Origin of the sequence: Chelativorans salis (genome assembly GCF_025336525.1) — a bacterium.
GTDB classification, from domain to species: Bacteria; Pseudomonadota; Alphaproteobacteria; order Rhizobiales; family Rhizobiaceae; genus Chelativorans; species Chelativorans salis.
Genome location: NZ_JAOCZP010000005.1, coordinates 125,546 through 141,734, shown reverse-complemented (window position 1 = coordinate 141,734; position 16,189 = coordinate 125,546). Strand labels below are relative to the sequence as shown.

General features: G+C 62.1%; 15 protein-coding genes. 5 read left to right on the top strand and 10 right to left on the bottom strand.

Annotated features, from left to right (window positions below):
- Positions 1 to 9 precede the first annotated feature (9 nt).
- Complete coding sequence (locus tag N5A92_RS17075; RefSeq protein WP_260904914.1) at positions 10 to 1,179, bottom strand: acyl-CoA dehydrogenase family protein; 1,170 nt, start codon at positions 1,177 to 1,179, stop codon at positions 10 to 12.
- A gap of 118 nt (positions 1,180 to 1,297) precedes the next feature.
- Here N5A92_RS17075 and N5A92_RS17070 point away from each other — a divergent pair, with 118 nt between their 5' ends.
- Positions 1,298 to 2,227 (top strand): LysR family transcriptional regulator, encoded by a 930-nt coding sequence (locus tag N5A92_RS17070; RefSeq protein WP_260904912.1) that lies wholly within the window; start codon positions 1,298 to 1,300, stop codon positions 2,225 to 2,227.
- A gap of 344 nt (positions 2,228 to 2,571) precedes the next feature.
- Here N5A92_RS17070 and N5A92_RS17065 read toward each other — a convergent pair whose 3' ends face one another.
- The 9 genes from N5A92_RS17065 to N5A92_RS17025 form a co-directional block, all read right to left on the bottom strand.
- Positions 2,572 to 3,843, bottom strand: coding sequence for an MFS transporter (locus N5A92_RS17065; protein WP_260904910.1), 1,272 nt, complete (start codon positions 3,841 to 3,843; stop codon positions 2,572 to 2,574).
- Complete coding sequence (locus N5A92_RS17060) at positions 3,833 to 4,810, bottom strand: D-2-hydroxyacid dehydrogenase family protein (protein WP_260904908.1); 978 nt, start codon at positions 4,808 to 4,810, stop codon at positions 3,833 to 3,835. The genes N5A92_RS17065 and N5A92_RS17060 overlap by 11 nt, the downstream gene beginning before the upstream one ends.
- 77 nt (positions 4,811 to 4,887) lie before the next feature.
- Complete coding sequence (locus N5A92_RS17055; protein WP_260904906.1) at positions 4,888 to 6,555, bottom strand: peptide ABC transporter substrate-binding protein; 1,668 nt, start codon at positions 6,553 to 6,555, stop codon at positions 4,888 to 4,890.
- Positions 6,556 to 6,604: 49 nt separating this feature from the next.
- Positions 6,605 to 7,543: an ABC transporter permease gene (locus N5A92_RS17050; protein ID WP_260904905.1), complete on the bottom strand. Its 939-nt coding sequence runs from the start codon at positions 7,541 to 7,543 to the stop codon at positions 6,605 to 6,607.
- Positions 7,540 to 8,493 carry an ABC transporter permease gene (locus N5A92_RS17045; protein WP_260904903.1) on the bottom strand — a complete coding sequence of 318 codons (954 nt, stop codon included), beginning with the start codon at positions 8,491 to 8,493 and terminating at the stop codon, positions 7,540 to 7,542. The genes N5A92_RS17050 and N5A92_RS17045 overlap by 4 nt, the downstream gene beginning before the upstream one ends.
- A 4-nt stretch (positions 8,494 to 8,497) precedes the next feature.
- Positions 8,498 to 9,442 (bottom strand): ABC transporter ATP-binding protein, encoded by a 945-nt coding sequence (locus N5A92_RS17040; RefSeq protein WP_260904902.1) that lies wholly within the window; start codon positions 9,440 to 9,442, stop codon positions 8,498 to 8,500.
- Positions 9,442 to 10,458 carry an ABC transporter ATP-binding protein gene (locus tag N5A92_RS17035; protein WP_260904901.1) on the bottom strand — a complete coding sequence of 339 codons (1,017 nt, stop codon included), beginning with the start codon at positions 10,456 to 10,458 and terminating at the stop codon, positions 9,442 to 9,444. The genes N5A92_RS17040 and N5A92_RS17035 overlap by 1 nt, the downstream gene beginning before the upstream one ends.
- A gap of 89 nt (positions 10,459 to 10,547) precedes the next feature.
- A complete protein-coding gene (locus N5A92_RS17030; protein WP_260904900.1) occupies positions 10,548 to 11,939 on the bottom strand; it encodes a CapA family protein in 1,392 nt (463 codons plus the stop codon).
- 237 nt (positions 11,940 to 12,176) lie between these two features.
- Positions 12,177 to 13,079, bottom strand: a complete 903-nt coding sequence (locus N5A92_RS17025) for a LysR family transcriptional regulator (RefSeq protein WP_260904898.1) — start codon at positions 13,077 to 13,079, stop codon at positions 12,177 to 12,179.
- A 121-nt stretch (positions 13,080 to 13,200) separates the two neighbouring features.
- Between N5A92_RS17025 and N5A92_RS17020 the strand changes: the two genes are divergently transcribed.
- The 4 genes from N5A92_RS17020 (at position 13,201) to N5A92_RS17005 (ending at position 16,171) form a co-directional block, all read left to right on the top strand.
- The gene (locus N5A92_RS17020) at positions 13,201 to 13,404 is read left to right on the top strand and encodes a rubredoxin (protein ID WP_163269422.1); all 204 of its coding nucleotides are present in this window, start codon (positions 13,201 to 13,203) and stop codon (positions 13,402 to 13,404) included.
- A gap of 14 nt (positions 13,405 to 13,418) precedes the next feature.
- Positions 13,419 to 14,630 carry an NAD(P)/FAD-dependent oxidoreductase gene (locus N5A92_RS17015; RefSeq protein ID WP_260904897.1) on the top strand — a complete coding sequence of 404 codons (1,212 nt, stop codon included), beginning with the start codon at positions 13,419 to 13,421 and terminating at the stop codon, positions 14,628 to 14,630.
- A 31-nt stretch (positions 14,631 to 14,661) separates the two neighbouring features.
- Positions 14,662 to 15,402 carry a hypothetical protein gene (locus N5A92_RS17010; RefSeq protein ID WP_260904895.1) on the top strand — a complete coding sequence of 247 codons (741 nt, stop codon included), beginning with the start codon at positions 14,662 to 14,664 and terminating at the stop codon, positions 15,400 to 15,402.
- Between the two features lie 124 nt (positions 15,403 to 15,526).
- Positions 15,527 to 16,171, top strand: coding sequence for a transporter substrate-binding domain-containing protein (locus N5A92_RS17005; protein ID WP_260904894.1), 645 nt, complete (start codon positions 15,527 to 15,529; stop codon positions 16,169 to 16,171).
- Positions 16,172 to 16,189 lie beyond the last annotated feature (18 nt).

The following is a 16,189-nucleotide window of genomic DNA, read 5'->3' as shown; positions in this document are numbered from 1 at the left end:
CGCTGCGCCTCAATACGACCGCGGCATGCCAAGCACATGCTCGCCGAGATGGGAGAGGATAAGATTGGTCGAGATCGGCGCCACCTGGTAAAGACGTGTCTCACGGAACTTGCGCTCCACGTCATATTCCTCGGCGAAGCCGAACCCGCCATGGGTCTGCAGGCAGGTGTCGGCCGCCTTCCAGGACGCTTCCGATGCCAGCAGCTTCGCCATGTTCGCCTCCGGCCCGCACGGCTCGCCCCGGTCGAACAGCTCCGCCGCCCGATAGACCATCAGCTTGGCGGCTTCCGCCTCGGCGTAGGCGCGCGCGATCGGAAACTGCACGCCTTGGTTGACGCCGATCGGCCGGCCGAAGACGACACGCTCCTTCGCATACGCACTCGCGGTTTTGATGAACCACACGGCATCCCCGATGCATTCGGCGGCGATCAGGATGCGCTCGGCGTTCATGCCGTCAAGGATGTAGCGGAAGCCCTTGCCTTCCTCACCAATCAGGCTATCGGCGGGGATTTCGAGATCGTTGAGAAAGATCTCCGTCGTCGCATGGTTGAGCATCGTGCGGATCGGCTTGATGATGAGCCCCTTGCCGAGCGCCTTCTTCATATCGAGGAGGAAGACCGAGAGCCCTTCGCCCTTCTTTTCGACCTTTTCCTTCGGTGTCGTGCGGGCAAGCAGGATCATCAGGTCGGAATGCTCGGCGCGCGAGGTCCAGACCTTCTGGCCGTTGACGACGTAGCTGTCACCGCGCCTTTCGGCGAAGGTACGGATCGAGGTGGTGTCGGTGCCTGCGGTCGGCTCGGTGACGCCGAAGGCCTGCAGCCGCATCTCGCCCGAGGCGATTTTCGGCAGCCACTTCTCTTTCTGCGCCCTGCTGCCGTGGCGCAGCAGCGTGCCCATCGTGTACATCTGGGCGTGGAGCGCGGCCGCGTTGCAGCCCTGTGCATGCACCTCCTCCAGGATGTTCGCCGCAAGCGTCAGGCCCTGGCCGCCGCCGCCATAGGCCTCCGGTATCAGGACGCCGAGAAAGCCGCCCTCTGTCATCGCCTGGACGAATGCGGCCGGATAGGCGCGCTCGCGGTCGAGCCTTCTCCAGTATTCGCCGGAGAAACGCGCGCAAAGCGCGGCGACCGCCTGCCGGGTTTGCCGGATCGTCTCGCCATCTGCGGTTCCGCTTGCCATGCCATTGCCTCCCGAGTTGCCCGCGGGATTCTAGATCAAACCGGAAAGCGGCGCTCTATGCCGACTGCGATATCTATTATATCAATCTGGCATATTAAACGTTGCAGGTGTGCGACCCATGGAGCTTCGGCAACTGAACTATTTCGTGCGGGTCGCAGAGAACGGCAGCTTCTCGCGCGCGGCGATTGCCTTGCAGGTCGCGCAGCCCGCTCTCTCGCGCCAGATCGCCAAGCTGGAGGAGGAACTGGGTGTTCCGCTGATGCATCGCCACGGCCGGGGTGTGACGCTTACGGCCGCTGGTGATCTTCTGCTGGCATCGAGCCGGGACGTGCTGAACCGGCTGCAGGCGACCACGCGCGATATCGCCGAGATCGCAAGCCGGCTCTCCGGTTCGGCCGTTGTCGGCCTGCCGCCGACGGTGGGGCGCATCCTGTCGGCGCCGCTCGCCCGGATGTTCAAGCAGCATTTCCCGGCGGTCAAGCTGCAGATCGTCGAGGGCTTCAGCGGCAACGTGCTCGAATGGCTGTCGAGCGGCCGCATCGACGTCGGCGTGCTCTACTCCGATCCCGGTCAGGCGCCAATGATTGCCGAGCCCCTGGTGGAGGAAGAATTGATGCTGATCGGCGCGCCCGGGATGCCCGGCTCGCCGGGTAAGAAGCCGATTGCCTTCCGCGCGATGGCGCGTCTGCCGCTGATCTTGCCGAGCCGACCGCATGGACTCAGGCGCCTGATAGACACGCTCGCAGCCGACAGTGCAGCGGAGCTCAACGTGGTCATGGAGGTCGATTCCCTCCACACGATGCTGGAGCTGACGCGCGAGCGTCTCGGTTTCACGATCCTTCCCGCGGCGACGATCGACGGCGCGCGAGGCGCGCTCGAGGCCTTTGCGATTGCCGAACCCAACGTCACGCGCACGCTTTATCTCGCCACCGGTCCGCAACGCTCCACATCGATCGCGCGGCGCGAGCTTGCCCGCCTCGTGCGTGGGCAGATCTTCAGTATCTCCGGCGTCGGCTTGTGGCGGCCGGCCGTCTCACCGCCACCGTAGGGTGCATCACGCACGGAGTCTGCATTCAATGGCTTCCTTCCCGTGTTCGAACGATAGTTGCCATGGCCCGTGCAGTCCTTTTAATCCGTGCAATTTGGTCAACCTAGTGCATGGCGTTCATGATGTGATCTGGCTGCGGTGTATCATAAATCATTGAAAAGCAAGGCATTTGCCGTCGCCCCCATGTGCAGGCAGAAACCGGTCTCACACCGGCTCGCGGGTAGACTTCTGCGGTAACGCCGCGCACGAGGAAGCGGACCTTTAATCCCTATCAGAGCCGCCGATGAGAACACGCTGGTGGCGGAAGCCTGCCGCAAGTCCGGCATCTTCGTGCAAGCTCTGGGCTAGCCATCTCCCGGCTCAAGGTTTCCCAGCGCGCGCATGGCCGGTATGCCGGCGATGACCGCAAGAAGCACCAATCCCGTAGCGAAAAGCACAGGGAGAGTAAGACCCACATGGTCGAACGCCCAGCCCGTACCCAGTGCACCCAGCGCCGGGCTGCCGCGCGAGATCAGACCATGCACGCTGAGCGTTCTCCCGCGCATGGAGTCGGGCGCCCGCAACTGCACGAATGTCTGCGTCCCGATCACGCTGCGGGTCACGAAGAACCCGATGATGAGTGCCAATGCAGTGTCGAGCATTGCGGAACCGCTTGCTACGAGCGCTGCCAGCGCCGCGGCCCCGAGCGCCCATGACGTCGCCACTTTCCGCACGAGCCTGTTGAGCGAGGTGTCGACGCCGAACGTAAGCCCGGCCGCGATCGCCCCGACGGCCATGCTCGAGGTTAGAAAGGCGAGGCCGGTCGCCGCCGATGCAAAATTGTTCTCGGCGAAGGCGGGGAACAGCTCCTGTACGGAACGCACCCCGGCACCGCCCAGGAAAAGCAGGAGGAGCAGCAACCGGATCCCCCGGTCGCCGAACGCAAAGATCACACCACTGCGTATCTGCGTGAACACCGATCCTTCCGGTTGCCGGACAGGTAGCGGATCGATTTGGATGAGCCCAAGCAACGCGACGAAGCAAATGGTCAAAAGCGCGTTGGCAAGGAATATCAGTTCGACGTCGAAATGCACGATCATGATGCCGGCGATTGCCGGCCCTGTCAGTCGCGCGAGATTGATGTTGACCGAACTCAGGGCAACTGCAGAACCCACGTCTTCGCGGGAGACCAGGCTTTGCACCAGCGCCATGCGCGCAGGCTGGCTGAGCGCGATCATCGAACCGTTGGCCGCGGCAAGCGCCATGAGCACGGGCAGGTTGAGCAGGTCGAAGAACAGCAGGATACCCAAAAGGGCGGCGATGCCGGCGAGAACGTATTGGCACAAGCGCGTCAGTTTGAGCCGGTCCTTCCGGTCCGCCACCGCGCCGGCCAAAGGCCCCACCACGAGGATGGGCAGCATGTCCGCCGTCGCGAGCATGCCCAGCCAGAAGCCCGAGCCCGTCATTTCCCACACCAGCCAGATCAGCGCGATCCGCTGCATCCAGGATCCGGTGAGCGAAATGCCGTTCCCGAGGGTATAGAGCCCGAATCGCCTCTGGGTCAGCAGGCGCAGATGCCCTACTTTACGCAAGCGGTGGAGGAGACCGGGGTGGTGGTCAAGTCTCTCACTTGCCATTCCGTGCCGCCCCGTTCACCACGCCAATCGGCGTTCCGTCCATGAAGGCAGCGATGGCGGCGACCGCATCGCCGTAATAGATCGCCAGCATTTCCCGTGTGAAGTAACCGAGATGAGGTGTGAGAATGACGTTGTCGAGGCCGCGCAGCGGATGATCGGCCGGCAATGGTTCGGTCTGGTAGACATCGAGGGCCGCCCCGGCGATCGTCCTGCGTCTCAGTGCATCGATCAGCGCTACCTCGTCCACTATGGCGCCTCGCGCGGTGTTGATCAGGTAGGCGCTGGGCTTCATGAGGCCGAACTCGCGGGCGCCAACCAAACCGGTGGTGCGGTCGCTCCAGGCGACATGCACCGTAACGAAATCGCTGGTCGCAAAGAGTTCGTCCTTGCTGACATAGCGCGCACCGGCTTCGGCGGCCCGCTCTGGCGTCAGGTTCTGGCTCCAGGCGACGACGTCCATCCCGAAAAACTTGCCGCCGTCCGCGACCTGCCGCCCCAGCCCGCCGAGGCCGATGATGCCAAGCGTCTTGTTGCGGATGGTGGTGCCCGCGAAATGCTGCCAGCCGCCTTGCCGCATCAGCCGGTCCTCGAGCGGGATGTTGCGGGCAAGCCCCAGGATGAGGCCCCAAACGAGCTCCGCGACCGAACCACCGCCACGGCCATCGACCTTCGTATTGGAGACGAGGACACTGTGCTCGGCGGCCGCTCCGACGTCGATGGTGTCGTACCGTTTGCCAGTCACGAGAATGTATTTGAGCCGCGGAAGGCGTTCGATGAGACGGCGTGGGATGGGCATGCGCTCGCGCAGCGTGCAGATGATATCGAAGTCCTTCAGCGCCTCGGCGGCCTCGTCGGGCACCGCCAGTGGGCGGTTGAAGACCACGACGTCGGCTTTTGACGTTACGGCAGACCAGTCGGCCACCTGCTGCGAAATTTCTAGATAGTCATCGAGAATGGCGATGCGCATCAATTGACCCGAAGCTCCTGAGGTTGAAATGGGCAGGCCCGCGGCCTGCCCCCATTCCTCGCGGGACGTGGGAGGAACTAGTTAAGCGTCCATTCCTCGGCCCAGATCGCATTCACGTCGAAGGGTGTGGAGTTGAAATTGCCAACTTGCGGGATGGCCACGTAGGCCGCCGCGTAGAAGTAGAGCGGCAGCATGGGCAGGTCCTCCGCGAATATCTCCTGCACCTGGCCGGAATACTTCGCCTTCTCGGTCTCTTCGAGCGACTGCTCGAAGCCAGCAACCGCCTCGTCCATGTGCTCACTGGCATAGCCGGAAAAATTGTTGCCCACCCAGGCGTTTTCCTCGGTCGGGATGGCGTCGGAGCCAAGGGCGATGCGCGGCGAGGTGGATGGCGAAAACTGGATCGAAGACAGGATCATGCCCGAGAAACCTCTCTTGCGCGCGTACTCGCCATTATATTCCTGCAGCCCGACGAACTTGTTCTGCGTCTCGACGCAAATGTCCTTGAGCTGGCTCTGGATGACCAGCGCAAGCTGCTCGCGCGTCGTATTGCCGGCCGTGGTCACGAACTCGAATGAGAGCCGATCGCCATTGTCGTTCACACAGATACCGTCAGGACCCGGCGTCCAGTCCGCTTCCGCCAGCAATTGTTTCGCCTTTTCCGGATCGAATTCGTATTTGCGCACGTCGGGATTGTAGTACGGGCTCACCGGGCTCTCGAAGGTGTGCGCCGCAGCCTGCAGCCCTTCGAACAGCGCGTCAGTGATCGCCTGGCGGTCGATGCCATGCATCAGCGCCTGCCGCACCTTGAGATCGGCGAGAGCCGGATTGTCCAAATTGACGGCGATGCGTTCGAGATTGGTGCCGTCCCGCACGAAGAACTGAAAGCGATCCGGGTGCTGCTTGCGTAACTCAAGCATCTGCTCGAAGCTGATGCCGCCGGGGCTGACCACGATGGTCTCGATCTCGTCGGCGAGTACAGCCTGAAGCAGCGCCGACGAGTTGTCGCGGTAGCTGACCACGATGCGTTCGATGTCCGGAGTCTTGCCCGGCCAGTGCGGATTGACCCCGAAGCCCACACGCTGGCCGACCGCATAGTCGCTCAGGACATACGAGCCGTTCCAAAGGCCCGGGTTGTCCGGCTCGCGATTATAGAGCGTCTGGCGCGTGTAGCTCTCCAGGTCCTTGTTGGCTTCGTAGATCGGGCGTTCCAGATGGGCCGGAATGACCTGGTCCCACGAATTGTAGCTCTGCATCACTTCAGGGAGATGGATGACGAAGGTGCGCTCGTCGATCACCTCGACATCGGAAGCGCGGGTCCACGGGTTGTAGTTGGAGAAGCCGATATTGGGGTCGTTCGCCATTTCCCAGGTGAAGACCACGTCGTCGCTCGTCACTGGCGTGCCATCGCCCCAGGAAAGACCTTCCTTGAACTTGAAGGTCACTTCCATGCCCTTGCTGCCGTCGGCGTTCTCGACGATCTTTGCGCCGCCGTTTTCCACCGTGGGCAGTTCCTCGCAGAGTACGCAGACGTTGTTGCCGTCGAGGTAGAATGCAGTGAGCGGCCGCAGCGAGAAATTGATCAGGTTCCTCTTGGTATTGTTGACCTGGACCAGCGGGTGGAAGTTCGTCAGGAACTGACGAGCTCCAAGCACCAGTTGCTCGTCGTCGGCCTGGGCGTATGCCGCAGGCGCGGTCATGAGCCCTAGCGCGGCCAGGGCCGGTAGAAGTTTCAGTCCAGTCATCTCAGTCTTCCTCCCTAGAGAACTTTGATGGAGGTCCGGGGATCCGGACCTATTTTTCCGAGCGAGGATCGAACGCGATGCGGATTCCATCCCCCACGAAATTCACGGAAATAACGGTCAGGAAGATCAGCAGGCCCGGATAGACGGCGAGCGCCGGCGCTGAAATGATGAGTTCCTGCGCATTGGTAAGCATGTTGCCCCATGACGGCGTAGGCGGAACGATGCCGAAGCCGAGGAAGCTCAGCGTGGATTCGAACAGGATAATGCGCCCCACCGACAGCGTTGCCGCCACCGTGATCGGTGTAGTGATGTTGGGCAGCACATGGACCAGGACGTTATAGAGATGCCGGGCGCCGCTCACCGTCGCCGCCTTCACATACTCGCGTTGGCGCACCTCGATTGTAGCTGCACGCGTGATGCGCGCGATAGTCGTCCAGTCCACCAGAGCGATGATGACGACGATGCGCAGGAAAACCACTCCGGGCGAACTTGCGAGCGCCTGCGACAGCCCAAGTTTCGACAGATCCACGGCACCCAGCACGATCAGGACGGGCGTCATCGGCAGTGCGATGACGACGTCAGTCAACCGCATCAGGAATGCGTCGACCTTGCCGCCGAGAAAGCCGGCCCAGACGCCGATCAGGATGCCGATGAGGGCAGTCAGCAAGGTTCCCAGGACGCCGACGGCGATTGACACCTGACCGCCATACATCAGGCGCAGCAGCACGTCCCGGCCGAGCGAGTCCGTGCCCAGCCAGTGCGTGGCAGTGGGGGGACGGAAGCGCATCAGAAGGTTGGTCTCGTTGGGATCGAGGCCCATGAGGAGACTGTACGGGTAGGCCAGCACACACAGAGCCGTCAGCGTCACGAGTATTGCGAGCGCAATCACGGCCGGCTTGTTGCGCAGGAAGCGCTTGCGACGGAGCTGCCAGATCGTCTGGCGGGGAGCCGAGGGGATGCCGGCGAGTCCTGTATCGATCGCGCTCATTTCAGTGTGATCCTTGGGTCGAGCCAGGCATAGGCGAGATCGGCCAAAAGATTGGATACCAGCGTGACGATGGTGGCTAGCAGAAGACCGATGAGCGCGAGGTTGAAGTCGACATAGCGGATGGCGTCGAAGATCATCTTGCCCATACCGAGAATGCCGAAGATGGTCTCCACCACCAGGGCGCCGGAAAACAGCATTCCAAAGCCGAGCGCCAGCACCGTCACCATGGGGATGAGCGCATTGCGTAACGCGTGCTTGACGATGACCGTCGTCTCGGAGAGGCCCTTGGCCCGTGCCGTGCGAATGTAGTCGGAACTCATGGTCTCGATCATGGACGCGCGCACGTAGCGCAGGAGCGGGCCGACGAAGAACATGGTGAGTACCGTGACGGGCAGTATCGAATGGTAGATCTGGAGTCCCAGGGAGGGGTTGTCGGCGAGCGGCGTGCCGCTGGCCGGAAGCCAGCCAAACTGCACGGCAAACACGATGATGAGGATCAAGGACAGCCAGAAGTTGGGCAGTGAAATGCTTGCGAAGGCGAAGAAACTGATGGCGGTATCCATCCAACCGCCGGGCCGCAAAGCCGCGATGGCACCCAGCAGCAAGGACAAGGGGATCGACAGCACGATTGTCGCGACCATCAGCTTCAGCGTCTGCAGGAGCGCGGGGCCCAGGATTTCCAGCACCGGCCGGAAGTAGAGACTTGAAAAGCCGAAATCACCCTGAAATGCCGCAGTCAGCCAGTGCCAGTAGCGAACAGGTAGGGGAACGCCCACACCGTAGAGCTCGCGCATCTGCCGCGCCAGCTCCGGGGTTAGCGCCGGATTGCCCTCCAGCATGTTCTCGACCGGGTCGCCCGGCATCATGCCGATCAGCATGAAGAGCAGAAATGTCATCACGAGCAGGACGAAAGCGGCCTGTACCAGTCTGAAGAATGTGTATCTCAGCATGGCATCAGTCCTTGAAATGGCAGGCGGAGAGCTGTTCGGGCCGTCCCGGCGCCGGCAATAGCTCAGGGATCTGGCGGCGGCAGACTTCCTGCGCCCTGGGGCACCGGGTGTGGAAGACGCAGCCTGGCGGCGGTGACAACGGTGTCGGGATCTCGCCCTTGAGCGCCTGGCCCGGCTTGCGCCTTCCTCGGCCGATGCGAGGCACCGACTCCAGAAGCGCCTGGGTGTAGGGGTGGCTTGGCGTCGCGAACAAATCCTGGCGCGACGCGATCTCCATGATGCGGCCGAGATAGAGCACTATCACCCGGTCGGCGAGATGATGGACTACGCCGAGATCGTGACTGATGAACAGATAGCTGATGGTGCGGTCGCGTTTGATCTTGTTGAGCAGGTTCAGGATCTGGCTCTGGATCGAGACGTCGAGCGCGGAAAGCGGCTCGTCGGCGACGATGAGCTTGGGTTTTGCAATCAGGGCGCGCGCTATGGCGATGCGCTGACGCTGCCCGCCCGAGAACTCGTGCGGGTATCGCCGCGCGCTTTCGGCGGGTAGGCCCACCTGTTCCAGCACGTCATCAGCCTGTTGGAGCCGCTCGGCGCGGCTCACCCCCTGCAGGCGCAGTGGCTCGGCAACGATATCGCCTACCATCATCCGCGGGTCGAGCGCGGAAAAGGGGTCCTGGAAGACCAACTGCACCGGACGTTTCTGTGAATGGCCACCCAGCGCCGCACCAAACTTGATCCGCCCGGAGGTCGGGGTGAGGAGCCCTGAGATAGTGTAACCGAGTGTAGTCTTGCCGCTTCCGCTTTCGCCTACGATCGCCAGCGTCTCGTCCTCTTCGACCGAGAAGGAAACATCAGTCAGCGCCCTGAGCGTAAGCTTCTCCTTGAAGAATCCGTCGTCGATGGGGAAGTGCAGGTTCAGGTTGTCGACTTCGACGAGAGCGTTCATCAGTTCACCTTGAAGCAAGCGACGTGATGGCTCAGCGTGACCTCACGCAAAGCTGGCTCGGCTTCGCGGCACCGCGCGTCCGCCAGCGGACACCGGTTGGAGAAGCGGCAGCCGGACGGTCGCTTTCCGCCGACGGATCCAGGGATCGTGTAGAGTTCCGCCATCGGTTGGGCGATGTCCGGCAGCGTCCTGATCAGCCCCTGTGTGTAGGGGTGAAGTGGATTGGCGAACAGATCCTCGGCGGGCGCGTACTCGACGATGCGTCCCGAGTACATGACCATGAGCTGGTGCGCGACCTCGGAGACCACCGCAAGATTATGGCTGATGAACTGTATGGCCGTTCCGTATGTGTCCTGGAGCTCAAGCATCAGATCGAGGATCTGTGCCTGGACGGTTACGTCGAGCGCTGTGGTCGGCTCGTCTGCCACCAGGAGCTTCGGGCGGCAGGCCAAGGCCATGGCGATCATAGCGCGCTGTCGCATCCCGCCGGAGAGCTGGTGGGGATAGTCCTGCGCCCGCCGCTCGGGCGAGGGGATATGGACGCTGGCGAGGAGTTCTACTGCGCGACCGAAGGCTGCCCGTTTGCTGAGCCTCTCGTGCTTGACGAGAACTTCCGCGATCTGCTGCCCGACCTTCATGACCGGATTCATGGCCGTCATTGGCTCTTGGAACACCATGGCCACCTCTCGGCCACGGTGGTTCCGCCATTGCCTGGGGCTGAAGGCTGTCAGATCCTTGCCGTCGAACTCGATCGATCCGGAAACTTTGGCGCCACTTGGCAGCAGTCCCATGATGGCGAGCGAAGTCATTGTCTTGCCGCAGCCGCTTTCGCCGACCACGCCAAGCGTCTCCCCCTGGGCGATCTCGTAGCTGAGTTCGCTCACGACCTCGCTTTCGCGCCCCTCCGCGCCTGGAAACGACACGCTGAGGGAAGATACCCGCAACAGCCGCGGACGGTCCGGTTGCGCCACGTGCCCCGCGCCGACCACCTCAAGTGCCGGAGTCGCCACGCTCATGGCTCGAATCCTCCCTGTTTTCTTCTTATCGCCGCCGGCAGGCATGCCGCCGGCGAAGTATCTTGCGGCCTCGTCGGCCGGATTTATATTCAGGCCGACAGTGCGGCCGGTTCGGCGCTCGACAAATCGATTGTGCCCACGCCGCCATAGATTTCGACGTTGGTGCCATACATCTTCGACAGACGCTGAAAGCGTTCGAGGATGCGCAGCGCGTCGTCCCCCTTTGCCAGCATCGGCCTTCCTTCGGTAAAGTCATGCTCGCCGCTTCCAGTGCGTCGGGTCTGGGGGGCATCCGGTGTGCTCTCGCGGCCCATCTCCACCGGGTGGAGGTGAATGCGCTTGAGCTGATGGTCTTCCATCTCGACCTTGATGATCGCCGAGCTCCACCAGGTATCGGACGGCGAGTCTAGGCCCGGATGGAGCGGGTGCGCCGCCGGCGTCAGCGTGGGCAGGCGGTCGACATCATGCCCCCATGCATCGTAGCTGTCGTAAGGAACGCGCTGGATGAATTCGGACTGGGCGAAGAAGTTGCCGATCCCGTAGATGATCGGTTTGCCCTTGTAGATCTCGATGCCCAGTGTCTTGTGCCAGCCATGCCCGACATAGATGTCGGCCCCGCCGTCAATCGCTGCATGGGCGAAATCCCGGGCAAACTTCGGCGGGGTGTCGCCTCGGGGGCCATCCGCCACGCTGAAATGATGCGCGACCAGCACCAGGTCAGCCATCGCCTTTGCTTCTTCGACGGAGCGCAGATTGCGCTCGAGGTCGCGCTGGTGGCAGCGGCTGACGATGTCGAAGCGGTCGCCCACAACGAAGGTATTGACGTCACCCCACTGCTGCGCGCCAGGCATCAGGATGCCGAACGCGCCCGGCTTCTCACTCTTGACCGGCTTGAGCACGTTGAGGTTGCGGCCGAACTCCTTGAGATTGGCGGCCGTGTTCTCGTCCACGACGAATTCATACGAGATGCGGAGCGGGTTTACGCCGGGGCGCCCCTGAAGTGCTCCCTTTGGAAGTCCCGCCCACATGAAATGCTGGTTGCCGGAACTGGTCGAGACAAGCGCCACGCGTCCCCTCTTCTTCTCAAGATAGGCGGGCTCGCTGGCCTGCTCGAGGTCCGCGCCGGTTCCCGCTGCTGCAATCCCGGCTGCCTTGCAATGCTTCTTGGTCGCCAGCAACCCCTCGGCCCCGAAATCGAAGCTGTGGTTGTGGGCTGTAGACACGATGTCGATGCCGGCGGACTTCAGATCCATGGCGATTTCGGGATCGGCCATCATGAAGCTGCCGATGCCCTGACCACGGGCCGGCCATCGAAGCTCCTTATAATCGGCGAGGTTCATTTCGAGGTGAGCGTAGGTGACGTCCGAGTCTGTCAGAAGATCGATGACACCCGTGAATTCCGGCTCGTCGTGGAGCATGAACGGCCGGCAAACCATGCACTCGCCGGCCAGTGTAACATTCCATGTTCGCGGTGATGTCATCGTATCCCTTTAGCTCCTGCACGGACAAATCGGACCGTCTCTCCGCATCCGCCATTGGGGGCGACGGGCCTGCCGCTCCCGCCACCGCGAGCCCGTCATCGGCAGGCAGACGGTGTGTTTACGCCATGAGCATCGCTCATCGGCCTTTCTATCGCAATGTTGATTGTTTGACTTTCAGATATGCTGCATTGGCATAAGTCGGAATCGTGGGAGCGACAGAAATTCGAGTGATCCGGCCTAATCTTCGCTCTTGAGGACCTGCAGGCTCAGCTCCTTTAGAATCCGGAACGCTGCTTCCTGAAGGCGATTGTTGTGCCTTCGCGTGGGCAGCACGATCTGAACGGGGAGAACCAGCTCGGGACCGACAATTTTCCGCATGGCTAGTCCCTCGCCGCGCCCTTTCGTTTTCAACGTCCGTCGCGAAGCCACGGTGAAGCCGTAGCCGTCCTGGACGAGATCCAGCATCGCGTCCAGCGGCTCCAGCTCGAAAACGATGTTCAGTTTCTGGCCGAGCCTTGCCAGCTCTGAATCCACCAGAACCCGCACGCTGTTCGGGCGAACAGCGATGATCATGGGAAGGGAAGAAAGCTCCTCCAGCGGGATGGGGCCTAGATCGTCAAATGCGGACTCCGGGCCAACCAGATAGAGTTGTTCTCGAATGAGTTCGTCGATTTCGAGCATGGGGGAGGAGGGCGCGTCGAACATGATCGCCCCGTCAAGACTGCCGGACAGTACCCATTCCTGCAACTGGCGCGATCGCCCATGAACTAACGTGACGCGGGCATCCGACAGTTCCTCGCGCAACCGTCGGATCAGTGCGGTGGCAATGGCCATCGAAATCGTGGCGGGCATGCCGATCGCCACTTTCCCGGATTTACCGGTTCGCGCGTTCTCAACATCCTCGTAGGTCCGCTCCATGAGCCGCATGATGCCGCGTGCATTGGTCAGGAGTCGTTCTCCGGCTTCTGTCGGCTCCACGCCTCTTCCGTTGCGGATGAGAAGCGTTTCCTTCAGTTCCAGCTCCAGGTTGCGGATCTGACGGCTGAGTGCTGGCTGGGCAACGTGCAGGAAAGCCGAGGCGCGGCTGAAGCTTCCGAGCTCCGCAACCCTCACGAAATAGTTTAGCTGGCGGATATCCATACCATCCCCTTCTGGCATATGCCATTTTGGCATGACTGATAGTCTAAACCAGCGGCTAGCGATATGGGAGCCACTGAATTAGCCTCGAACCGAATTAAGGCAATCAGGACAAGGACTGGTGATGAGTGCGTCAGCAGATGTCGTGCAGGACGGCGCCTCCAGGATCTGGGAATGCGTGCTCTGCGGCTTTCGATATGACGAAGCGATAGGTGATCCTGACGGCGGCATAGCGCCCGGTACGCGGTGGGAGGATGTGCCTGACGACTGGTTCTGTCCGGAATGCGGCGCGCGCAAGAGCGAGTTCGACATGGTGGTGGTCGGCTGAGCCAGGGGAAATCCATGTCGAGTATCTTGATTGTCGGAGGCTCCCATGCCGGTGTTGCGGCAGCGTCTGCCCTCCGCGCAGAGGGTTGTTCGGGTGCGATCAAGATCATCGCACAGGAGCCGACGCTCCCCTATCACCGGCCGCAGCTTTCCAAGGAGGCCCTCCGGGAGGAAGTTTTCGACCCACAGCCGCTGCGGGTCGAAAACTTCTATGAGAAGAATGGGCTTGTGCTCCTTCGCGGCGCGACGGCCTCGCAACTTCACCTGAAGGATCGCTGCGTCGTGGACGCCAATGGGCAGTGCCATGATTACGAGACGCTGATCCTTGCTTGCGGTGCCTCGCCGAGGAAGCTTCCGGAAGCGGTCGACCCCGAGCGGCGCGCGCTCTATCTCCGCAACTTTGATGACCTGCGAGCTCTCAAGGTGCGGCTTGCTTCCGCCCGCTCGATGGCGGTCGTCGGCGGCGGACTGATCGGCCTGGAAGTTGCAGCCGTTGCGCTCGTCAAGGGTGTCAGCACTACCCTGCTGGAGGCGGGCGAACGCATCATGCAGCGTTCCGTCAGCCGGTCGATCTCGAACTACTTGGCGGACCGGCACAGCGCCAACGGGCTCGACCTGAGGCTTGGCACGACCTTGGCTTCGATCGGGCGTCAGGCAGGCGGGGAGGGCGATGTCGTCGTCCTGGAGGGCGGGGAGACCCTCTCCGTGGATCTCACCGTGGTCGCGATCGGGATCGCACCCAATGACGGGCTCGCGCGGCAAGCGGGCTTGCCGGTCGCCGATGGCATTCTTGCATCAGAACAGGGCTGCACGACCGATCCCGCGGTGTTTGCGATCGGTGACTGCGCTGCCTGGCTAGACCCGGTATCGCGGCGTCATATCCGATATGAGGCCGTGAACCCCGGGCAGGAGCAGGCGAAAATGGTTGCCGCGGCGATCGCGGGCCGGCCGGTGCCCGCACTGGGGGTTCCCCGCTACTGGACCCACCAGGGCGCCATGAACCTGCAGATGGCCGGAGATGTCCACGGCGTGACGAAGGAGTTTGTCCTCAAGGCGCCCGAGAGCGGTGCATTCTCCGTGCTTGGCTTTCAGGATGACCGGCTCGTTGCCGTTCAGACGGTCAACGCGCCGCGGCAGTTCATGCCGCTCTACCAGTTGATCGGCACGGACCGAGATCATCTTAGCGCCGAGCTTGATTGGGAATTTCCGCCGCCCCATCACCACTGAAGGGGCAGGCAACAAGGCAAGGAGGAATTCGATGCAGGCCGCTTCTTACGTGGAGAAGGAACCCGACCGGTTCCGCCGCGGGCAATCCTGGAAGATCAATCTCTTCGGCAAGAACTCGGATATCGCGACTCCTGACCCGCAGGCGTTCCGGCTGGACCTCAATGCTCACCAGAAACTCGATTCCCATTTCCATATCGTGGATCAGTTCCAGGTTTTCATCGCCGGCAGCGGAACCATCGGCCGCAACCAGGTCCAGCTCGTCACGGTGCATTACGCCGATCATCATACGGGCTACGGCCCGCTGATCGCCAGCGCTCAGGGGCTTTCGTACCTGACGCTTCGCAGCAAGACGGATGCCGGTCTTGTCTATCTCAGCACGCCGAACGTTCGGGAAAAGCTGAAGCCGACGAAGCGGCGGCATCGTGTTTCGCCACAGGTTACCCTGTCGACCGATCCCGTGCTGCGCAATCGAGACAGCATCTCGGTCGAGTCCGTCATCGATGAGGAACCAGGCGACGACGGCATGAACGTGAAGGTCATCCGCCTTGGCCCAAACATGGCCGCCCAGTCGCCTGATCCGAGCGAATCCGGCGGACAGTATCTCATCGTGCTCAACGGCAGTCTGCTGCTGGATGGCAAGAGCTACGAGCCTTACTCGCTCGTCTTCCTGCGCGCCCTCGATGAGGCGCCGCTCCTGACAGCCGGCGAAGCGGGGCTGGAAGTCATGGTCACGCAGTTTCCTCGTGAGGACGAGTGGATGAAATCGATCTGAACCTGACTTTCGAGAGGGCCTGTGAATGACGTCTGACCAGGAGTTCGATCTGGAGCAAGTACGCAAGGATTTGGCACCGTCCGGCACTTTGCGTTGCGCCCTCAATCACGGCAATGTCGTCCTGGTGCGGCGGGGCGAGGCCGACGAGAAACCGAGCGGAATAACTGTCGAACTGGCGCACGAGCTGGGCCGCAGGCTTGGGCTGCCAGTGCATTTCAGGCATTACGATAAGGCCGAAGCGGTCTCCGACGGAGCAGGCCACGACGAGTGGGACATCTGCTTCCTGGCCGTCGATCCGAAGCGAGCCGAAAAAATCGCCTTCAGCGATCCCTATGTCCTCATCGAAGGGGCCTTTCTCGTCCGCAAGGATTCGCCGGCCAAAACGCCCGATGACGTCGACCGCCAGCAGGTGAAGATTGGCGCCGTCAAAGGCAGCGCCTACGAGCTGCACCTGTCACGGACAGGCAAGGGCGGCCGGCTCACGCGGTTCCTGAGCCTGAGCGAAGCGATCGCCGCACTTGAGCGCGGGGAAATTGACGGGCTCGCTGGCGTCCGGCAGGCCATGCAGAGGGTGGCCAATTCCCATTCGGATTTTCAGCTGATGCCGGAAGCGTTCATGACCATTCAACAAGCGGTGGGCGTAAGCGCGAAAAAGCAGACTGCCGCTCGCTACGTGAGGGCGTTCGTGAAGGAAATGAAGGCGTCGGGTTTCGTGAAAGAAGCGCTGGCCCGCAACGGCCACGCCGGCGTGGTCGTTCCGCCGGCCTGACGGCGGGCAAAAGGATTT